General features: G+C 45.7%; 15 protein-coding genes. 10 read left to right on the top strand and 5 right to left on the bottom strand.

Going from position 1 to position 19,995, the window contains the following annotated elements; genetic code table 11:
- The first annotated feature begins 26 nt into the window (after window positions 1–26).
- From B5X68_RS25825 to B5X68_RS25840, 4 genes are all read left to right on the top strand, one after another.
- Entirely contained in the window at window positions 27–440 is a 414-nt protein-coding gene (locus B5X68_RS25825; protein WP_082217660.1) for a nuclear transport factor 2 family protein, read from the top strand.
- A complete protein-coding gene (locus tag B5X68_RS25830; protein WP_082217661.1) occupies window positions 433–1,035 on the top strand; it encodes a GNAT family N-acetyltransferase in 603 nt (200 codons plus the stop codon). The genes B5X68_RS25825 and B5X68_RS25830 overlap by 8 nt, the downstream gene beginning before the upstream one ends.
- Window positions 1,036–1,941, top strand: coding sequence for a carbon-nitrogen hydrolase family protein (locus tag B5X68_RS25835; protein WP_082217662.1), 906 nt, complete (start codon window positions 1,036–1,038; stop codon window positions 1,939–1,941). It abuts the gene before it with no gap.
- A gap of 412 nt (window positions 1,942–2,353) precedes the next feature.
- Complete coding sequence (locus B5X68_RS25840; RefSeq protein ID WP_082217663.1) at window positions 2,354–3,781, top strand: T9SS type A sorting domain-containing protein; 1,428 nt, start codon at window positions 2,354–2,356, stop codon at window positions 3,779–3,781.
- A gap of 68 nt (window positions 3,782–3,849) precedes the next feature.
- Here B5X68_RS25840 and B5X68_RS25845 read toward each other — a convergent pair whose 3' ends face one another.
- The 4 genes from B5X68_RS25845 to B5X68_RS25860 form a co-directional block, all read right to left on the bottom strand.
- Window positions 3,850–5,616: a PQQ-dependent sugar dehydrogenase gene (locus tag B5X68_RS25845; protein ID WP_082217664.1), complete on the bottom strand. Its 1,767-nt coding sequence runs from the start codon at window positions 5,614–5,616 to the stop codon at window positions 3,850–3,852.
- Window positions 5,617–5,626: 10 nt separating this feature from the next.
- Window positions 5,627–6,874, bottom strand: coding sequence for an amidohydrolase/deacetylase family metallohydrolase (locus tag B5X68_RS25850; RefSeq protein ID WP_082217721.1), 1,248 nt, complete (start codon window positions 6,872–6,874; stop codon window positions 5,627–5,629).
- A gap of 9 nt (window positions 6,875–6,883) precedes the next feature.
- Window positions 6,884–8,173: an amidohydrolase/deacetylase family metallohydrolase gene (locus B5X68_RS25855; RefSeq protein WP_082217665.1), complete on the bottom strand. Its 1,290-nt coding sequence runs from the start codon at window positions 8,171–8,173 to the stop codon at window positions 6,884–6,886.
- Window positions 8,174–8,333: 160 nt separating this feature from the next.
- Window positions 8,334–9,086 carry a DKNYY domain-containing protein gene (locus tag B5X68_RS25860; protein ID WP_082217666.1) on the bottom strand — a complete coding sequence of 251 codons (753 nt, stop codon included), beginning with the start codon at window positions 9,084–9,086 and terminating at the stop codon, window positions 8,334–8,336.
- 212 nt (window positions 9,087–9,298) lie between these two features.
- Between B5X68_RS25860 and B5X68_RS25865 the strand changes: the two genes are divergently transcribed.
- The 3 genes from B5X68_RS25865 to B5X68_RS25875 all read left to right on the top strand — a co-directional run bounded on the left by B5X68_RS25865 (window position 9,299) and on the right by B5X68_RS25875 (window position 15,793).
- The gene (locus B5X68_RS25865; protein WP_229208569.1) at window positions 9,299–12,391 is read left to right on the top strand and encodes a two-component regulator propeller domain-containing protein; all 3,093 of its coding nucleotides are present in this window, start codon (window positions 9,299–9,301) and stop codon (window positions 12,389–12,391) included.
- Between the two features lie 8 nt (window positions 12,392–12,399).
- Window positions 12,400–13,152: a LytR/AlgR family response regulator transcription factor gene (locus tag B5X68_RS25870; protein WP_082217667.1), complete on the top strand. Its 753-nt coding sequence runs from the start codon at window positions 12,400–12,402 to the stop codon at window positions 13,150–13,152.
- A 124-nt stretch (window positions 13,153–13,276) separates the two neighbouring features.
- Window positions 13,277–15,793, top strand: a complete 2,517-nt coding sequence (locus tag B5X68_RS25875) for a phosphocholine-specific phospholipase C (RefSeq protein WP_082217668.1) — start codon at window positions 13,277–13,279, stop codon at window positions 15,791–15,793.
- 3 nt (window positions 15,794–15,796) lie between these two features.
- Here the strand turns inward: B5X68_RS25875 and B5X68_RS25880 are convergent, their stop codons facing one another.
- On the bottom strand, window positions 15,797–17,686 hold the full coding sequence (locus B5X68_RS25880; RefSeq protein ID WP_082217669.1) for an ATP-binding protein: 1,890 nt from the start codon (window positions 17,684–17,686) through the stop codon (window positions 15,797–15,799).
- A gap of 409 nt (window positions 17,687–18,095) precedes the next feature.
- Between B5X68_RS25880 and B5X68_RS25890 the strand changes: the two genes are divergently transcribed.
- The 3 genes from B5X68_RS25890 to B5X68_RS25900 all read left to right on the top strand — a co-directional run bounded on the left by B5X68_RS25890 (window position 18,096) and on the right by B5X68_RS25900 (window position 19,951).
- The gene (locus B5X68_RS25890) at window positions 18,096–18,512 is read left to right on the top strand and encodes a response regulator (protein WP_082217670.1); all 417 of its coding nucleotides are present in this window, start codon (window positions 18,096–18,098) and stop codon (window positions 18,510–18,512) included.
- A gap of 110 nt (window positions 18,513–18,622) precedes the next feature.
- Window positions 18,623–19,645: a chemotaxis protein CheB gene (locus B5X68_RS25895; protein ID WP_229208570.1), complete on the top strand. Its 1,023-nt coding sequence runs from the start codon at window positions 18,623–18,625 to the stop codon at window positions 19,643–19,645.
- Window positions 19,646–19,717: 72 nt separating this feature from the next.
- A complete protein-coding gene (locus tag B5X68_RS25900) occupies window positions 19,718–19,951 on the top strand; it encodes a hypothetical protein (RefSeq protein ID WP_141110417.1) in 234 nt (77 codons plus the stop codon).
- Window positions 19,952–19,995: the final 44 nt, after the last annotated feature.

Genomic DNA, 19,995 nt, shown 5'->3' on the forward strand with positions numbered 1-19,995 from the left:
ATCAATACAAACATTAACATTCCGATATGGCATCTCTGGACATCGTACAAGCATATTATACGAGCTTTAACCAAAAAAATTGGGAGGGCATGCTGGCTCTCCTGCACCCCGAAGTAAGGCACGAACCCAACCAGGGCGATGTGCGTATCGGCATTGAAAAATTCATTGAGTTTCTGGGGAAAATGGATGAGTCCTACGAAGAAACTTTGACGGATATGGTCTTTTTCACAACACCGGACGACTCCCGAATTGCGGTGGAATTTGTTGTAAGGGGAATTTATAAAAAAGGCGAAGAAGGCTTACCGGAGGCTTACGGGCAATCTTACAAGCTTCCTGCTGCTGCATTTTTGGAATTAAAAAACGAGAAAATCTGCCGGGTCACCACTTATTATAATTTGCCGCTCTGGATAGACCTGGTTTCCAAGCCAAAAAATGACTGATCAACTTACCTTCGGAGCCTATCAGGGCGTTGAAATCGCGGCCGTTGTAGAGGCCTTGGGCGCATTGCGGATCGCGGTTTTTCATGATTATCCTTATTTATACGAAGGTTCTCTGGATTATGAAAAAGACTACCTGCAAATCTACGTCCAGTCCGAGCGCGCTTTTTTATTCTCCGTTTTTGATAATGGCAAAATGGTGGGCGCAACAACCTGCATTCCGCTTTCAGACGAAGCGGCAGAAGTCCGCAAACCATTTGAAGACGCGGGTTTTGACATCAGCACCATCTTTTATTTCGGCGAAAGCATTTTATTACCGGAATACCGCGGGCTTGGCGTTGGGCACCGCTTTTTCGATGAGCGCGAAGCACATGCCAGGAGTTTTGGCAATTTCAAACTAAGCTGTTTTTGTTCGGTTGAAAGAGGTGATAATCATCCTGGAAAACCAGCAGATTATCGTCCTAATGATGCATTCTGGCTCAAACGTGGCTATGCTAAGGAACCGGCATTGCAAAGCATCATGGAATGGCCTGATATCGGCGAAACATCTTCTTCGCCCAAACAAATGATTTTCTGGATCAAAACACTCGAAAACTAAATGGCTAAGTCCGTCATTGTTGCCTCCGCCCAATATCCGATTACCCGGCACACCGATTTCGCAGCCTGGCAAAAACACATCGAACAATGGGTAGGCGATGCGGCAGCGAAAGGCGCCGATCTTTTGCTTTTTCCGGAATACGGCTCGATGGAGCTGGTCAGCATTTTATCTCCTGATATCCAGCGGGATATCCTGCTTCAAGTGGCCGCAATGGACGCTTTTAAAGAGTCGTTTTGCAGCGTCTTTGCAGAGCTCGCCCGTAAATACAATGTTATCATTGCAGCCCCCAGCTTGCCTGTTGTTGAAAACAGTAAGCATTTGAACCGGGTTTTTGTTTTTTCGCCAAAAGGCATTGCGGGTTATCAGGACAAATTTTTCATGACCCGCTTCGAAAATGAACATTGGGGCATTGCAAGTGCGCCAAAAGTGCTGACTGTTTTTGAAGCTTCATGGGGCAAATTTGGCGTTCAGATCTGCTATGATGTTGAATTTGGGATAGGTTCTCAAATGCTGTGTCAGGCAGGGGCCTCACTCATTCTTGCCCCCAGCTGCACAGAAACCATTCGCGGCGCCACCCGCGTACATGTGGGAGCAAGGGCTCGCGCATTAGAAAATCAAGCATATGTGACTGTTTCGCAAACAGTTGGCAATGCCGAATGGTCTCCTGCCGTGGATATTAACTACGGATATGCGGCTATCTACTCAACGCCTGATAAGGACTTGCCGGAAGAAGGCATCGTTGCAATGAAATCACCGCAACAGGAAGGCTGGTTAATCCAGGAGCTGGATTTTTCCAAAACCGAAGAGGTAAGGCGTGACGGACATGTTTTCAATTTCAATGATCAACAAAAAATCAACATGGAATATGCTGGTGACCCGATAAGCATTCAACATGCCTTGGTTTAGACTGGCGCACCTTGTTTAGCATCCCCAAAGAAATAGCACAGAACAAGGATAAGGCTGTTTAATAAAATATAATTATTCCAATGTTAACTTTCAGTGACGGGTTGTTTGAAATTAAATAAAAAAATAAGCAATTCAACTTTGTGCAGTTCACTGAAAATTACATACCTTAACAACCTAAATCGACTGCAAAATACTTGTAATCAGAGCGCTGTATTTACTTTCGCCATTCACTTCAGCACTATTTCTACAAGATTATAAAAAGATTAAATTGCATTATATATATAGTTCGAGAAAGTCATTTTTTTCCTAAAAATTCTGTAAAACAACTTCACGAAAGGGTCGGAATTTAATTTTTTTAAGATGAATGATGGTATATTAATTCATCATTTACACTTAAAAAACGTTCCATATCGTGAAAACTTTCTACCCAATCCTATGGATGATCGTGGTCGGTCTGTCCATTAGTTTCCGCTCTCAGGAGCCCTGCACAATCGCCGATCCCAAAGTTGAATTAATCAGTGTTTCGGACACTGACCCAAATTGCACCGTGAATGTAACCGTCTCGTTCACAATTGATAGGAACAACGGTAACAAGTATACCTATGTACATTTGTGGACAGCAGAAGATTATCCGGGGCTTGATTACAAGAAGGCGCCGGACGGCGACGATCTGGTTGATGCGCTGGGAACAATAGCCATCAACACGGACGGCACAGCTTTCCTGCTTCCCAATTACGGCCCCGACGAAGATAATGTTACTCCGCTTTTCGCGGGTTTATCCATTATGGAGGAAGATCTTGGCGGTAAACTGTCCAAAATCACAATCAGCAACGTTCAACTCGTTGTTCCCGGAGCCTGCGAGGACCTTCCGGAATTAAAAAGCGATATTTGGTCAACACAGGCCGAAGCCGACAAACACCCTCCTGTTCATTGTGTTGCGACCTCCATCCCACTCACGATCAAAGATCCGGCGATCACCGGCGAAATCAACTGCAATGAGCCGGATGGGCCCAGAACTTACGACCTCAGCATTACTACTGCCAATCCAACCGCCTTTGAGGTTACCTATAAACTGTATCTGGATGACGGTGTTTTAACCAGCGGCCAAACCACGTTCGGTCCTGACGACGAATTTATCTCCGAAAGCACAGTCACATTGTCGTCAACACTTCCGATTACCAAAATGAATGTGGCCTACCCATATGATATTATGGAAAGTAAACGATCCATCTGGGTTGTGCTTACCTCGCCCGATTTGTCTGACCCTATTATCGTGGAAATCATTAATTATTGCTCGGTAAACATGCCTGTCACACTCACAAAATTCCGGGGTGATTTGCTGGAAAATGCTGTGGCGCTTTCCTGGATCACGACCGAAGAATCGGGCAGCAGCTACTTTGAAGTGGAACGCAGCGGCGACGCGGCCGAATTCCTTAACCTGGGCCGCATCCAGTCCAAAGGAACCACTAATGTTACACAGCATTATGGCTTTCGGGATGAGGCACCTTTGCCTGGAAACAACTATTACCGGCTCAAAATGGTCGATTTAGACGGAAGTACGGAACGTTCTGCCATTGTTGTGATTGCGAATAATGCCAATAGCGTTGCTTTCGAGCTTCTGGGCAATCCGGTCGTGAATCGCGAAGTGCGGTTTGTCCTGAAAAATGAAAATCCAGATAAAATTACGCTTCATGACATTCAGGGCAGGAACATTGCATTTTCGCTTTCAAAAACAGGAAATACATTTATTCTAAAACCCCAGGACAACATTTCCAGCGGGCTATATCTGCTTAATCTTGGTAACAATACACGGCAAACCAAAAAAGTGTTGATCCGTTAGAAGATTTTACACTATACATGCCAGGCGCCGGACGATGATCGTCCGGCGCTTTTTTTAAATATTTCAAATCACTTTTTCAAAACCCTGTTGACCTCTTCTACCGAAACCCGGTCGGGCATATTGCCAAATTGCTGTCTTACGTAAGTCAGCAGCTGGGCCATTTCATCGGGTGAAATAAAGTCGTGCTTGGGCATGAGATCATTGTATGGTTTGCCGAGCACTTCAATGGGCCCTTCCAGACCATTTGCCACTGCGCGAATTAGCTTTCTTTTATCCTCTGTAACCCATTCAGAATTTACCAGCGGCGGAAAACGGCTGCCATCTCCGAGTCCGTTGGATTGGTGACAAGGCGTGCAGTAGGTGCTGTAAATTTTCTCTCCGGCGAGTTTTGTTTCCTTATCCAAATTATCCTTCACCCGGTCCGGCGTTCTGATGTTTCCCAGCAGCTTATGCTTTTCCATGGCAGCCAGCTGCGGGGCTCCGAATGATTGTTTGTTGCCTTTGAACATAACCCGCCAGATTTTCCCCTTCTTGGAATCTGTAATGTAAAGGGAACCGTCCGGTCCCTGCGCCAGCCCCATAGGCCGTGCTTTGGCATCGCTCACATTGATGATCGGGTCCATGCCTGCGAAACCATCTGCAAAAACTTCCCACTTTTCCGAAAATTTACCATTAACCCAAGGAACAAAACAAACGAAAAAGCCCGCCTGTGGATAAGGCGCCCGGTTCGTAGACCCGTGAAAGGCAATGAATGCGCCATTTTTATAGCGTTCGGGAAACTGGTTTCCGGTGTAAAACAGCAAGTCGTTGGGCGCCCAATGTCCGGGAAACCCGATGATTGGATTTTGGTATTTGGCTCCTTCCGCTTCTTTGTTACCGTCGCCGCCGTATTCCGGGTTCAGTATTTTCTTGCCCTTCATCTGGTCAAAATAATAATATGGCCAGCCCAGATTGGTTCCTTGAGTGACTTTCACGAATTCCTCGGCCGGCAGAACTGCACTTTGCCATGAGGAATAAATGTCCGGGAAAAGCCGTCGTAGATTATCACGGCCATGCACCACTGCATACAGGTTCTGGTCTGCGTTATTCCAGCGCATACCAACAATGCTTCGCAAACCAGTCGCAAACAGGCTGCCGTCTGCTTGCGTTTGATTGGGCTTATCTGCGCTGAATTTCCATATCCCACCGTGTTTTTCAAGATCCGGGCACGGAGTTAAGCCAATCCTTCCAGGCTTGCCGCCCGGAGAGTTGACCATATCCTGGCAAGCGTCCGAAGGTGCTCCAAATGGCACGTACATGTTGCCTTTGTCATCAAAGGCCATCGGTTTGGTGATGTGCCAATGCGTGCCGTGCTCATGATCATCTTTTAAAATAACCTCAACTGTGCTATCAGGCAAAAGCTGGCCGGGGATTAATTTGCTGCGGTAAACGAATAGTGAAGAACTGAAATACAGATATCCGTTGCGGATTGTTATGCCGTTGGCCAGGCTGCTTTGGTCGGGATAACTGCCGAAATTCTTGATAATATCCGCTTTCCCGTCGCGATTTGTGTCCCTGATGGCCACGGTCCCACCCTGCTGGCCTTTTCCGAAATAGCGCAACTTTACGTAAATATCTCCATTTTCATTCACCACAATATGCCGGGCCAAGCCGGTGCTATCGGCTACGACGAGGGTTTCAAAACCTTCTGGCGTTGTCAGTCCGCCATTATCCGGATCTCCTTTTGGAAGCGGATCTTGCTTTTGGGCGCCTGAAAAAAGCATAACTATGAGGCCGAAGCAAAAATAACGCTGCGCAAACCTCCATTTTTGTGTTTGAAAAAAGGATCCCTCCATTATTAAAAATCTATTTTTTACCACTCAGACCATTTAAATCCCATACAACTTTCCCGTCCCTGACCGTCATTTCCATTTCCAGCTTTCTGGATCCTGATATGGTTTTTCCGCCAGAATCCGTAAAGCCGAATACGCCTTCACTGATTTTAAAAATGGCTATATCAGCCACATTACCCGTATCAATATTTCCTAATTCCTCATGCTTGATAGCCATAGCAGCATTCCAGGTAGCGATTTTTACCACATCAGTCAGCGACAAACCCAGCGCCATGAATTTTGACATTACATTTGTCATATCTTTCATGGCTGAATTCATGCTGAACCGGTGCAAATCGGTTCCGAACGAATTGGGAGCGAAGCCCTGCTTAATCGCCGGAGCTGCCTGATCGAACCAGAAACCCGCACCGCCGTGCCCTAGATCAAATAAGACACCTCGTTTTTTTGCTTCGAGGACGAACGGGCGCACTTTCCCATCCTCGCCAATGATCGGCATCCGTTCCTTGATGTTTTCATACGTATGTGTGATCATATCGCCCGATCTGAGCCTTTCCAGTTGATCCTGCAGAGAATACTGGGGCAAATGGCACTCCACAAAAAGTGGCTTTTCTATTTGCCTTGCCAATTTTATCGCATTGTCAAAAGGTGCCCAATCAGCTCCGTTATAATGTCCGATCTTCACACCGACAATCGTTTCGGAATATTGGTTAATGGCTTTCAAAGCGGAATCCGGGACCATATCTGCGATGTTTTGCTCATGTTCGCCTCCGGTCATGCCGTCTCCCGCAATGTTGATAAAAGCAAGAATCCTGGTTTTAGATTGATCTATCACCTGTTTTTTGAACAAAGCAAAACTTCGCCATCCGGAAGTTCCTGCGTCCACAACGGTGGTAACACCTGAACGAAACGTAAAATCATCGGGAGAAACACTGTTTACCCCATTAGCAAAAAGTCCTGCATTAGGGCCCACAAAAACATGCGTGTGCATATCAATGAAGCCTGGTGTCACATACAAACCCTTAGCCTGGATTATTTTATCTGCAGGCCCCTCGATTATAGCAGCAATTTTTGCAATAATTCCCTTACTAACAGCAACATCCATCACTTTATCAATACCATTTGCCGGGTCAATGACATGGCCGCCTTTAATAAGCAGATCATATTTTTGGCCAAAAACATTGCCGCCAATAACAAGCAGGATCAGCAGGCAAAAATGGAATCTGCAACAGTCAATCAGGCTGCTGAATTTTGTAAAATGCATCACCATTCATTATTTAGCGGTTACTTCTGATTCCCAGGCCCCGGCGCTGATCCCATTCAAATCCCACACAATTTTTCCTGCGCGGATAGTGAGCTCGGCTTCCAGTTTTTTGTCGCCTTTCAGTTTCAGTTTTCGCGTGTCTAAAAATCCAAAGTCCCCTTTTCTCAAATTAAAAACGGCGATATCAGCCTCGGAACCCACCGATAACGTGCCCAGATCTGGGCGCTTGATCACTTGTGCGGGGTTCCACGTTGCACGCAGAATGGCATCCGGAAGCGTCATGCCCATGTTGAGAAATTTGGAGATCACATTGTCCAGCCCTTTCATGCCGCCGTTCATGCTGTCCGTATGCAAGTCGGTGCTGATCACATTGGGCTTAAATCCTTGCTGCATGGCCGGGATCGCCTGCCGCCAAGCGAATGCGCCGCCGCCGTGCCCCACGTCAAAAATTAACCCGTTCTTCTGTGCTTCGAAGACAAACGGCTTCACTTTTCCATTTTCATCCACAACCGTTTCCCTGTTGGCAGGTCCGTGCGAATATGTGTGCGTGAAAATGTCGCCCGGACGAAGATATTCTTTAAATAATTTTTCAATGGACAAAGGCGGCTGATGTTCCCCAAAATCGACCATAACAGGCACATTTGCCAGCTTTCCAGCCTCGACCGCGGCCTTTACCTGCGCATAGTCGCCCCAGAAGTGTGCCGCCTTTACACCCACAATGATCTTTGGAAAAAGTCTTTGGATCATATTGGCAACCATCACCGGGTTCATATCAGAAAGATCCTGTTCTTCGTAACGGCTCGCCATGCCTGTGCCTACAATGTTAAGCAATGCCAAAACACGCGTTTGCGCCTTGTCGATCGTTTGCGCTTTGAAAGTCCGGAAGTTGCGCCAGCCCGAAGATCCGGCGTCTACAACAGTTGTAATGCCTGCGCGGAAAGTGAAGCCGTCGGGTGGAAGGCTGGTGGATGCGTTGGCAATGTAAGCGTCGGGAACTGTGCCCGCAAAAACGTGCGCGTGCATATCAATAAGCCCGGGCGTAACGTAAAAGCCTTTCACATCGACCGTCTTTTTTGCCTCGGAAGCAGCAATGTTACTGGCTACCCGGACGATCTTTCCACCGGCGACTGCCACGTCCATCACCGCGTCGATATTGTTTTTGGGATCAATGACGTGCCCGCCTTTCAGCAGGAGCTCAATTTCCTGTGCATTTGAAAAATAAGGAGCAAATAGAAAGAGCAGAGAGCACAGAAATCCGGCAACGCGTCCGGCGTTCTTTGCATGCGTGCAAACCAACATTTGTTAAGAGTTTAGATCTGAATTGTATTCATATACAAGTCAGTAATGGCAAAATATTACTTCAAAAGATTGGAAACTTTGCACATATTTTACAAAAGAAAAGGCGCATTGCTGCGCCCTATGTGTATAGTTATGTTTTTTGCCGGGATTGGCATAAAGCCTAAAAGTTCAATGCTTCATATATGGATGGCTCACAGTCGATAAAGCGGGCTCCGCGCCAGTAAACATGATTCTGATCGAGGCTGTAATATTGATTGATCACCAGAAAGCTTTCCGGGTCGGCGCCTTCCACGATTTTGAAAGAAGCCGGTCCTAATAAGTAAACATGACCGGCATCTTTGGAGTAACCGTGCCGCAGCGGCTCGAAAGAGCGAACGTCCGGCTCATTGAACCGGACGCCGTTTACAAAGATACTTTGCTTGTCTTTGAAATAAGTAAAGCCGTCAACCTTTGCAAGCAATTGGAAATGAGGAGCATCATAAGAAATAACCCGATCAGCATAGTAGATACATTTGCTGTCTTTTGACAAATGCCTATCTATTTTAACAAAATGATCGGGATCGTTTGAAACGATTTTATAAGCTGTGTAGATGTGATTGCAATCTTTGCCCCAGGAATAGCCCAGCACAACAAACGAGGATGGATCGGCACCCGAAATAGGCTTGCCTTTGTAATAAACGAACCTTTCATCGATCGCATATTGCCTGATCGACGGCAGTTTGGAAAAATTGTTTTGTAACGTTTGAAATGATTTGACATCAGCACCTGCAACCAGTTCAAATGTGGGACTTACCAGGCTCCCGCAATAGTACACCTTGTTTTTTCTGACATGATATCCCGGTTCACTCGAAAGTACATTTCTAAAACTGGCATTGTTGGTTAAGCGGGAGGCCAGGGCACTAATGTTGATCATGACGAACGTTGGTTAGGATGGTTCCATTATTTTTCACGGCTAATTGCCTTTCTTGCAGTATTAAAGTTGGGTTTCCCCGTTTGAAATGTCAAAACCAAAGAGGGAACGGTAGATCTGGGCTATTTAACGGCAAACGTTAAAGATGCCAACCATCGTTAATCAACCACCTCACATTATTTCGATCCTCTTTTAAGGAAATAATCCATTTAAGCATGCGTCAGAAATTTGCTTTTTTCATTGCTTTCTGGTTGATCCCCACAATGCTCTTTGGGCAGACAATCTTTCAAAATATCAAGTGGCAGGATGGCCTGAGCGCGAAACAAGTGCGATGCCTTTACAAAGACGAAACAGGCTTCTTGTGGATCGGCACTAATAACGGGCTCAATCGCTACGACGGGGCTGTTGTGAAGCAGTATAAGAATGGAACAAAACAGAAAAACCTCCTTATTAATGCAATTCAGCAATTCGGCAAAGGGGACACACTGATTCTGGGATTATTGAATGGCGTGATGCTGTTTAATGCAAGCTCAGGTTCTTTCTCGACAGACAAGCGGTTTTCTGCTTTGGAAAAAGAAACGGTCGTCACCATTAAACCGGACAATGCAGGAAGGCTTTGGATTGGCACTTCCAACCGGATTTACATTTATGAAAAAGGAAAATTGCGACCTCTCGCGGCGGTTGTTCCTGCGGCGGCCAATATATTCAGCCAATCCGACTATTTCCTGTCGGGCATGGTCTGGGACACGACAAGAAATGGCTTCTGGATTGTTGGAAGCAAGCCCTATTTTATTGATATCAGGAAAAACGCAATTTACCATAAGGACAACAATGTGCTCCATTCGCCCATTTTTGATCAGAATTACGTGAATGCGCTCGCTGTTGACAGCAAAGGCGATGTTTGGTATGGATGCGATGATAACCTCACACTTAATTACTGGAATTTCAAAACGGGTTCGGTGCAGCGCTTTTACGAACTCGACGGCAAGAAGATCAGCGACGGAATTAATCTGTTGTTTATTGATCACAAAGACAGGCTATGGATCTCGACCTGGCTGTTTGCGGCCTTTATAAAGGAACGCGGACAGAAGATCAAGAAAATTGAGTACGACCAGAATCTGTCCTACTGTATTGGTTACGGACATTTCAGGGATGCTATTACGGACAAGGAAGGAAATGTGTGGCTGGGAACGATCAACGGGGTCAGCAAAAGCCAGTCGCAATATCCCTTACAGGCAATATATCAGCTGCCCAATTTCAAATTTTTCCTCGAAACCGGCTTTGCCCATGCGAATTCCATTACCGTGGACAAGAACTTGGTGATGGCGTGTAAAGAGGATGGAATTGTTGCCTATCATACGGATAACCGCACTTACCAACGCTACATTGTGACGGACGACGACTTGCGCAGGAACCGTTTCGTCATGTGCACGAAGGCTAAAGATTCCTGGTGGTTTGTGGGAAATGATGGCATTCATGTGCTGCGAAACGGAAGTGACAAGCTGGTCAGATTTGAAGACATTAAAAAAGATACGCCCAACCGTTACGCGAACTTTGTTTTTACTGACCATAAGGGCAATGTCTGGTTCCAGATCCTGGAAGATGCCATTTACCGCCACGATCCGGTAACTAAGAAAACGACGCGCTATGACGGGACTGAAAGCCGTTTTGGGTTATTTGCGTTTAAGAATTGCCCTAGTTCCATACAATTAAGTAATAAGGACATTCTGTTTTCATTGCCCGGAAGCGGCTTATTGCGCTTTGATTATCAAAAAGAGCATTTCTCCATCCTACCCGGTAAAGAGTTCGCTAATGTGCAGGTTTTGAAGCTGGCGGAGGATAAAAAAGGCGATATATGGGCTGCTGTGAGTGGTAAAGGGTTGGTGAAAATAAATCGCAACGGAATGCCGCTGGATAGCATCGACAGCCGGACCGGCTTGTTTTATGATTATTTATCCAGCATTGCTATCGATTCGCGGGGCGCAGTCTGGGGAGCGAGCAGAGAAGGGCTTATGTTTTTTAATCCGGATACGCGTGCAGTGACAAAAGTGGAAATCGACCTCGGCAAAACATTACAGGACTATTACAATAACCTAACGTTCGCGAATGGTAAGATTTATGCTGTTATGCTGGACCATATATTGCTGATCGACCCATTCAGCTTTGCGGGAATGCCCGTTAAGCAGCCGCCATTTATTACTTCGATAAAGGTTTTTGGCCAGGAAAAGCTGGGATTTGAGAAAGAAGGCGTTCTGGAACTCGCTCCAAATGAAGATTTTATCACCTTCCAATATGCATCATTAAGCCACCGCGACATTCCTGCATTACAATACAGTTACCAACTGGAAAGCGTAGATGAGAACTGGGTGAATGCGGGCAGGGCAATCACGGCCAGCTACACCAATCTGCTGCCAGGAAAATACCTTTTCAAAGTGCGTAGCACGGATGAGTTTGGCAGGTGGATGACGAAAATCCAGAAATTGCAAGTGATCGTGAAGCCGAACTGGTGGCAAACGTGGTGGTTCAGGTTGCTATGCCTGATCCTGACGGGCATCATGCTTTATTTCGCCTATCACGCTTACAGGCAACGCAAACAGCAGAAAGCACAAAGCGAGCAAAAGGAGCTTATGCTGCTGAAAATCAGCAAAATGCTTGCAGAAAGTCAGCTTATGGCACTAAGGGCACAAATGAACCCGCATTTTATCTTTAATTGCCTTAACAGTATTCAGGAATGCATTGTTACCGGAAAATACACTCAGGCGAGCACTTATCTGAATAAGTTTTCCAAGCTGTTCAGAATGGTTTTGCAAAATTCCGGGAAGGACCTGATTTCAGTGTCCCAGGAACGCCAGGTCCTTGAACTTTACCTGGAACTTGAAATGATGCGTTTCGAGGAAAGCTTTTCCTACAAAATCATTATGGACCCCGCACTCGAAGATGACGATGTTGCGTTGCCTTCCATGCTTTTGCAACCTTATGTGGAGAATGCGCTTTGGCACGGCCTGCTGCACAAGGACGGCGAACGCAAGCTGCTTATTGAATTCAGACTGGTTAATGAGGATGTTTTCATCTGCCGGATCCAGGATAATGGCATTGGAAGAAAAAAATCATTTGAATTAAAGGCCGAAAGCGTCAAATATAAACAACACGAATCACAAGGATTGAGAATAACAAAAGACCGGATCGACCTGCTTAACAAACAAGGAAACCACGCTAAGCTCACCATAACTGATCTTTACGACGACAATGGCACTGCCGGCGGGACTCTTATTGAAATTGAATTATCAACGTATCTCAACAATGTATAAGCAAGACAATGATAAAAGCCCTGATTATTGACGACGAGCCCAAAGCACGGACCGTGCTTAAATATTACATTGAAAGTTACGTTGAGGAAATTACGGAAGTCCGACAGGCGGAATCGGTGGACCAGGCACTTGAAATTTTACGGAATTACAACCCGGGAATCGTTTTTCTGGATGTGGAAATGCCCAAGCGAAATGGTTTCGATTTTTTGCGCGCGCTGATAAACCCATCATTTGAAGTAATATTTACGACAGCTTATAATCAATATGCCGTTCAGGCGATCCGTTTCAGTGCGCTGGATTATCTGCTGAAACCGGTGGATCCCGATGAGCTGCGTTATGCAATGGACCGTTATCTGAAAATTCAGAAAGTGGATGCCAAAAGCAACCTGATCCTGTATGACAATCTTGTCCACAACATTGGAAAAAGTGAAATCAAAGACTTCCGGCTTGCGGTCCCTTCCAAGGACGGTGTGCTGTTTCTGACATTGGAACAGATCATACGTATGCAGGGAGACGGTAATTATACATTTATCCACACCACCCACAAAAAACCGATCGTTACCAGCAAAACATTGAAATACTTTGATGAAATGCTGGAAGATTTTGGTTTCATCCGCACGCATAAATCGCATCTGGTAAATCCTAAACACATTTCTCAATTAAGCCACGACCATGGATACATTGTGGTGAGCGACGGCACAGAGGTGGAAATTTCCCGCAGGAAGAAGCTCGAAGTAATAAAACTATTGAATATCAGATAGTTGTCAATTAAGTTAATTAAACCAACTTACTTCATCACAAATTGGTAACAGTAATTTTTCTTGAAACGCCCTTTTATTTGAGTTATTAGCATGGATAAAATTTCAACGATAATTCGGATATCAGATGGATTCAAGAAGGGAATTTCTGAAAAAAGCTGCAATGCTATCAGGCGGGGCTGGCGTGGCCGGACTTTTTCCTGAATCAGTTTTAAAGGCGATGGCCATTAATCCGGAGCCGAATTCCACCTATCTGGATGCGGAACATGTTGTTATTTTAATGCAGGAAAACCGCTCTTTCGACCATTGCTATGGAAAATTGCAAGGCGTAAGAGGTTTCAACGACCCCCGCGCGATTGATTTACCCAATAAAAATAAAGTCTGGCTGCAAACAGATTCCATAGGAAACACTTATGCTCCTTTCCGGCTGGACATAAAAGGCACCAAGGCGACCTGGATGCACGATTTGCCGCATTCGCGCGAGTCACAAGTGGATGCTTACAATGGTGGAAAATACGACAAATGGCTGACCTCCAAGAAGTCGACCCGCAAGGAATACTCGGAAATGCCGCTGACTTTGGGCCATTATGACCGGGAGGACATTCCATTTTATTACGCCCTGGCCGACGCATTTACGGTTTGTGATCAGAACTTTTGCTCTTCCATGACCCCCACGCACCCGAACCGCTATTACTTATGGTCGGGAACGATCAGAGAAAAGCCGAGCATTGACTCGCTGGCGGTCGTTCGCAATAGTTATTTCTCATATAATAAGCCTGTTAAATGGAAAACATTCCCTGAGAGATTGGAAGAGGCGGGCGTTCCATGGGCTTTTTATCAAAACGAGATCAGCGCGGTTATGCAGTTTAATCCAAAACAAGGCTCCTGGCTGGGCAACTTTGGCTGTAATCCGCTCGAACGCCACGCGCAGTATAATGTGAAGTTTTCGAAGGAATATGTCCGGTTTATCAAACTTGAAAGTGAGAAAATAAGGAAGCAACTTGCCGAATCGGATCCGACATTAACGGCTTCAACAGCGGAAGAAAAGGATAAGCTTGCCAAATCCAACGAGGGAAAGCGGGCCATGCTTGAAAAATATGAGACAGAAATCGCTTATTATACCGAAGAAAATTTCAAAAAGCTTTCAGTAGTCGAACAGGGAATCCATCGACGTGCATTTGTCACAAATCAGAATGATCCTGATTATATGAAACTGAGCACGATCAGCTATAATGACGGGACAGAAAAAAGAACTGTTGACGTTCCCAAAAGTGACATATTTTACCAGTTCAGGAAAGATGTAAATGAAGGCAAGCTGCCAACAGTTTCCTATTTAACTGCTCCGCAAAACTTCTCCGATCACCCGTCGGCACCTTGGTATGGCGCTTGGTTTGTATCCGAGGCATTGGATATTCTTACCAAAAACCCGGAGGTCTGGAAGAAAACGATTTTCATACTTTGTTATGATGAAAACGACGGTTACTATGATCACATCCCCCCATTTTCAATCCCTAACCCGCTTAAACCCAACACTGGAAAAGTATCGCAAGGCATTGATCTGGAAGCTGAATATGTGACTCTGGAGCAGGATATGACGCAGGTTCCAAAGGCCAATGCGCGTGAGGGGGCCATTGGACTGGGCTTTCGGGTGCCGCTCGTGATAGCGTCGCCGTGGTCGAGAGGAGGAAAAGTAAATTCGCAGGTTTTTGATCACACATCAATTTTGCAATTTTTAGAGGAATTTGCGAGTCACAAAGCAAAAAAAGAGGTGAAGGAAACCAACATTTCGGAATGGAGAAGAACGGTGTGCGGTAACATCAGCACGGTTTTCCAGCCTTATGATCCTGCAACTTACAAAAAACCTACGCCGGTTGACCGGGACGAAATTGTGACAACAATCCATAAAGCACAATTCAAAGCTGCCCCGGCCAATTTTAAAGCACTTAATGATGCTGAAATCAATGCGATCAACAAAAACCCCTATGCGTCTGCAAGCTTGCCCAGGCAGGAACCCGGCACAAGAAAATCGTGTGCGATCCCGTACGAGCTGCATGTCGGCGGCAGATTAGGAGCGGATAAGCAAACATTCGAGATAACATTTGAAGCTGGTAATAAAGTATTTGGCAAACAATCGGCAGGTTCGCCATTTATCGTTTACGCCATAAATGCTTATCAAAACGAGCCTATGAAAGTCTGGAATTACGCTGTTCGAGCGGGCGACAAAATTACAGACAGCTGGAACCTGCGGGATTTCGAAGGAGGTCGTTACCATTTGCGCGTTTACGGGCCTAACGGATTTTTCAGGGAATTTGCGGGTAATGCAAAGGAGGCGAATGTTCAGATCGGCTGCAGTTATGTTTTGGACAAAAAAGGAAAACCAACGGGCGACGTGCTCGTTGAAGTTCAAAATCATGAAAGCTCAGCACAAACCGTAAACATTACAGATGTCGGCTACGGTCAGAAACCCATCGAAATAAAAGTGCCCGCTTCCGGATGGCAGCGCACAACAATTTCGCTCGCCAAAAGCAACAGCTGGTACGATTTCAATGTTAAGATCGGCTCGGAAGATGCAGGGAAAAGATTCGCTGGCCATGTTGAAACCGGAAAAGAGAGCACGACAGACCCACTAATGGCAGGAGCCTGACCGCTAGGCTTCTATACTGGAGCTCACAATGACGCTGCTGGGGAGCAGGATGTAGAATGTGGTGGTAATCCCGGCCTCGCTCTCGAACCATATGCGGCCGTGATGCGCTTCAACGATCTGCTTACTAATGTATAATCCAAGACCAAATGGCTGTTCGCCAGCGGTTCCGGCACGTTTTGAAGAAGTAAACGGATCAAAGATTTTGTTTTCAAATTCTTTTGGAATCCCCAGACCATTATCCTTGACCGCTATCAGGATCCCACCGGCTGTTTCCGAAGTGCTGATCTCGATCAAACCGCCCTCAGGACTAAATTTCACGGCATTGATTACCAGGTTACTAAGTACGCGGGACAGCTTATCGCCATCAACCAGAATGGTCGCATTGACAGAATTGGACAAAACCAGTTCCTGATTTTTCTCTTTTGCCTTGAAAATCAGCAATTTGATGACTTGTTGAAGAAAAACAGGAAGATCGATCTGCCCCTTGTTAAGCTCCGACTCTTTCACATCAAAATCGGTCACCAGCAAATCTCCGATCATAGTCATACAATTTCTGCTTGACTCATTGATCATATGAATAAATTCCTTCGCATCCTGAGGGTCTGTTTCATCATCAATAAGCATCGCACTCATTGCATTGATGGCACCGATCGGATTTCTGAGGTCGTGTGCAACGATTTTGATCACGCGCGCATAATTTTCATTGGTCGATTCCAGCGCTTCCATAGTCGTTTCGAGCTGCCGGAACTGTATGCGCAACACCTCATTTGTACGCTTTGTCAAGAGCCAGGTTCGGAGTAAAAATGCAATGCTCAGGATCGTAAGCACACATATCGCCACCGCGAGCCACAAAAACCGTTTATTATAAGCCACTTTTACCTGCTCCGACTTTAATTCCTGATCTTTCACGGCATACTCTATATAATCTATGCCTGAAATTTTGTCAACGTCGATCTGTTCCTCAAAAAGCCCGATCAGCTTTTGCGCATATTGATAAGCATGTGCTTTGTCGTTTCGCCCGGTGTAAAAATCATACATTTTTCTGGCTATGTCCCTCGCATATAACCGATAACCCTTTTGTTCTGAGATCTGCAATGCGCGTTCATAGTAAATGATTGCAGTGTCGGGAAGGGTGGCAAGATGCTGGTCACCCAAATTGATCAGCAAGTCCATACTAAAAAAGTACAGCTCCATATTCAGGCTCTTTGCCAATATTTGTTTGAGCTGCCTAATGCCTTTATCGCGCTCTTTGCCAGTTAGATAATCCGCAGCCTGCAATTGTTCAATAGCAAGCTGCATGCGCCTGTCCTTGTATTTTTTGGCAATATCGCTCGCCCTCTGAATATTTTTGTCCCTCATCTCGCCCTTGAATTCACCGGGGTAGATCAGCATATAATTGTAGATCGCAAGCGCGGTAATAGAATCATGCGCAATGCGGTTTCCCAGGTCCAGCGCTTGCTTAAAGTTGGCGATGGACTTCTGGGTTTTGCCTGTAATGGTGTAGACCATGGCAATGTTCATGAGGGTCTGAACAATGTTGGACGAATCGCCGATCGCAACGTATTGGTTGTAAGCATCATTATAATAGCGAAGCGCCAGTTGCAAATTGCCTTTTATATCAAATACAATCCCCAGATTATTGGTCGCATCCGCAATCCCTTTCGCATATTCCAGCCGCGTCGCGATTTCCCGCGCGCGCAGCGCATAGTAAAACGTGCTGTCGGCATTTTGTTCGTAAAAAAGCAATGATATTTTATTAACAGCATCCACGTAGCGAACACTGTCCCTGATCTGCGGAAGTGAATGTTGCAGTTTTCGGATCATTTCGACCTGACCGGATGCAGGCATTATCATCGACATCATCAACAGCGCGCAAACGATTAAGACTCTCATTTCAAGGCATTTTTGGGCGAGCACGCATCTATCAAATAAATATTACAAACTATATGCTCAAATGCAAACGAAAGAACGGTTACGAATATTCGAATATGCTCAAACTTGGAGCATTGTACGTTTATTCATTCTAATTAATACGACATTCCCCGCCAAATTTTACGCCGACATATACTCAGTTCCTAACCGTATCCATCCCTTCCAACTCAAATATCAAATTCAGGGAGCGTTCACCTTTGGGGCTAGTTTTGTGCAGGACATTCTTGGGGATTGTAAAAAGTTGCCCTGGATGAAGTTCGATGGTTTACTAATATTCATTCTTGCAAGCGTGGCCGACAATCAGGTACAATTTTTGACTGAAAAAATAAGCCAACTATCAACAGTCAGGCAGCCCAACTTAGTTTAGGTCATGGAATTATATATCGTTGATGACAATCCGGATCATCAATTTCTGCTATACAAATTGATAAAAGGACTGGATAAGCCTTATCTGGTGAAATTTTTTGAAAGTGGCCGGTCGCTTCATAAACACATGCAACAGTTGAGCCGCTCAGGGCAACATAAGGGGTTTCCTGACTTGCTTGTTCTGGATTTTAATATGCCGGAAATGAATGGCATTGAAGTGCTCAGGTTATTGCGGCAGCCACCATTGGCGGAATGTCCCCAGATCAACAAAATTCCGATTGTAATCATGACCAGTGATATTTCCCCGCTTCAAATTCGTCAGTGTTACCAGGCCGGTGCGAATGCCGTGGTCGTCAAGCCCCTGAATTTTGCCGTTCTTAAAAATACATTTCAGTCAATTTGCAGATTTTGGATTGGCTAGCTACGTCAATTTCGTGACTCATACCAAGCCGGGAACGATATTATTATAGCTTGGGCTTCAATAAACAGTAAACCTGTTATCACTGAATCTATTAAAATATCTTTAGAGTAATGCGTATGCAAAGTCGCGACATTGTTGTTATTGGATCATCAGCGGGTGGTGTACCTGCGCTGAAGGAATTGGTGAAGTCTTTTGACAAAGACCTGGCTGCGAGCGTTTTTATTGTGCAGCATCTTACTGCTGATAAGACCAGTTACCTTCCGCAAATACTTTCCAGCCACGGGCCCCTACCCGCCGTGCACCCTCAGGATGGTGAAAAAATCAGAAAAGGCACAATTTATGTAGCCCCGCCCGACCATCACATGATCATTGAAGACGGCCATATCTTGATTAAAAGAGGCCCGAAGGAGAATAATTTCAGGCCATCAGTCGATGCCTTGATGCGCTCGGCTGCATACTGGTATGGGAGCCGGGTAATAGCTGCTGTGCTGACCGGATATCTCAGTGACGGCAGTTCGGGCCTTTGGTCGGTTCAGCAATTTGGTGGTGTGACAATTGTCCAAAGCCCCGAAGACTCTTCCTACCCGGATATGCCCCGAAATGCGCTGGAATATGTAGATGCCGATTACATCCTTCCCCTAAAAGACATCGGACCATTGGTGAACCAGCTGACGGTCGAGCCAGCAGGACCTGGTCAGCGCCAAGACCAGCTCCTGAAAACGAGAATGAAGGCAGAAATTGAAATTGCAGCACAAAAAAACGCCTTGTCGAAGGGCATCAATCACATGGGCGAAAAAACAGAATTGACCTGTCCTGAATGCGGCGGAGCCTTGACCAGGTTTGAGGAAGGGCCAAATGTCCGCTTCCGATGCCATACCGGCCACGGATTCTCGTCAAGCGCCCTTTGGGCGGGAATTACCGAATCGGTCGAAACAAAATTATGGCAGGCCATGCGTAGTATGGAAGAAGGTATATTGTTTTTAGAACAGGCTGTTACACGCTGTGAGATCAGCGGGAACAAAACCGAAGCGCGGAGTTTTGAGGAAAAGGCCGACATTCTCAGAGTGCGGTCTAAAGCGCTGCTGGAATTTATCTACTCCCAAGGCCAGGTCAATGATCTCACCATATCCTGAGCGGAAAAAAAATTGTGCTAACCTAAGTATATTGGACCTATCTTGGGGCTTCAATGGGTAAATAACAGCGCTTTGGAAAAAAAATACGTAACTCAGGCATTCGAACTCGGCCTCAAAGGTCGTTATGACGTTTTACTCGCCTACTATGGCGACAAACTCTTTCAGCTGCCTGCCACAATCGTTGTGGCACAAATCAAAGACGAGATGGGAATCTCTATTACAGAGCATTCCATATACACGCTCAAAAAGCGGATCAAAAAAAAGCAGCGCAAGTCGGCACACGCGGCAGATCTTGTTGCTGCTTAGACTGTCATTCTTTTCCAGAATATGTGAAGCAAACCTGACCAATT

Origin of the sequence: Dyadobacter psychrophilus, from assembly GCF_900167945.1 — a bacterium.
In the GTDB taxonomy this organism is placed as follows: domain Bacteria; phylum Bacteroidota; class Bacteroidia; order Cytophagales; family Spirosomataceae; genus Dyadobacter; species Dyadobacter psychrophilus.

What these genes read in the sequence shown, in the direction of transcription:
- B5X68_RS25825 (WP_082217660.1), top strand. Translation starts at nt 27, where the DNA reads ATGGCATCTCTGGACATCGTACAAGCATATTATACGAGCTTTAACCAA.
- B5X68_RS25830 (WP_082217661.1), top strand. Translation starts at nt 433, where the DNA reads ATGACTGATCAACTTACCTTCGGAGCCTATCAGGGCGTTGAAATCGCG.
- B5X68_RS25835 (WP_082217662.1), top strand. Translation starts at nt 1,036, where the DNA reads ATGGCTAAGTCCGTCATTGTTGCCTCCGCCCAATATCCGATTACCCGG.
- B5X68_RS25845 (WP_082217664.1), bottom strand. Translation starts at nt 5,616, where the DNA reads ATGGAGGGATCCTTTTTTCAAACACAAAAATGGAGGTTTGCGCAGCGT.
- B5X68_RS25850 (WP_082217721.1), bottom strand. Translation starts at nt 6,874, where the DNA reads ATGCATTTTACAAAATTCAGCAGCCTGATTGACTGTTGCAGATTCCAT.
- B5X68_RS25855 (WP_082217665.1), bottom strand. Translation starts at nt 8,173, where the DNA reads ATGTTGGTTTGCACGCATGCAAAGAACGCCGGACGCGTTGCCGGATTT.
- B5X68_RS25860 (WP_082217666.1), bottom strand. Translation starts at nt 9,086, where the DNA reads ATGATCAACATTAGTGCCCTGGCCTCCCGCTTAACCAACAATGCCAGT.
- B5X68_RS25865 (WP_229208569.1), top strand. Translation starts at nt 9,299, where the DNA reads ATGCGTCAGAAATTTGCTTTTTTCATTGCTTTCTGGTTGATCCCCACA.
- B5X68_RS25870 (WP_082217667.1), top strand. Translation starts at nt 12,400, where the DNA reads ATGATAAAAGCCCTGATTATTGACGACGAGCCCAAAGCACGGACCGTG.
- B5X68_RS25875 (WP_082217668.1), top strand. Translation starts at nt 13,277, where the DNA reads ATGGATTCAAGAAGGGAATTTCTGAAAAAAGCTGCAATGCTATCAGGC.
- B5X68_RS25880 (WP_082217669.1), bottom strand. Translation starts at nt 17,686, where the DNA reads ATGAGAGTCTTAATCGTTTGCGCGCTGTTGATGATGTCGATGATAATG.
- B5X68_RS25890 (WP_082217670.1), top strand. Translation starts at nt 18,096, where the DNA reads ATGGAATTATATATCGTTGATGACAATCCGGATCATCAATTTCTGCTA.
- B5X68_RS25895 (WP_229208570.1), top strand. Translation starts at nt 18,623, where the DNA reads ATGCGTATGCAAAGTCGCGACATTGTTGTTATTGGATCATCAGCGGGT.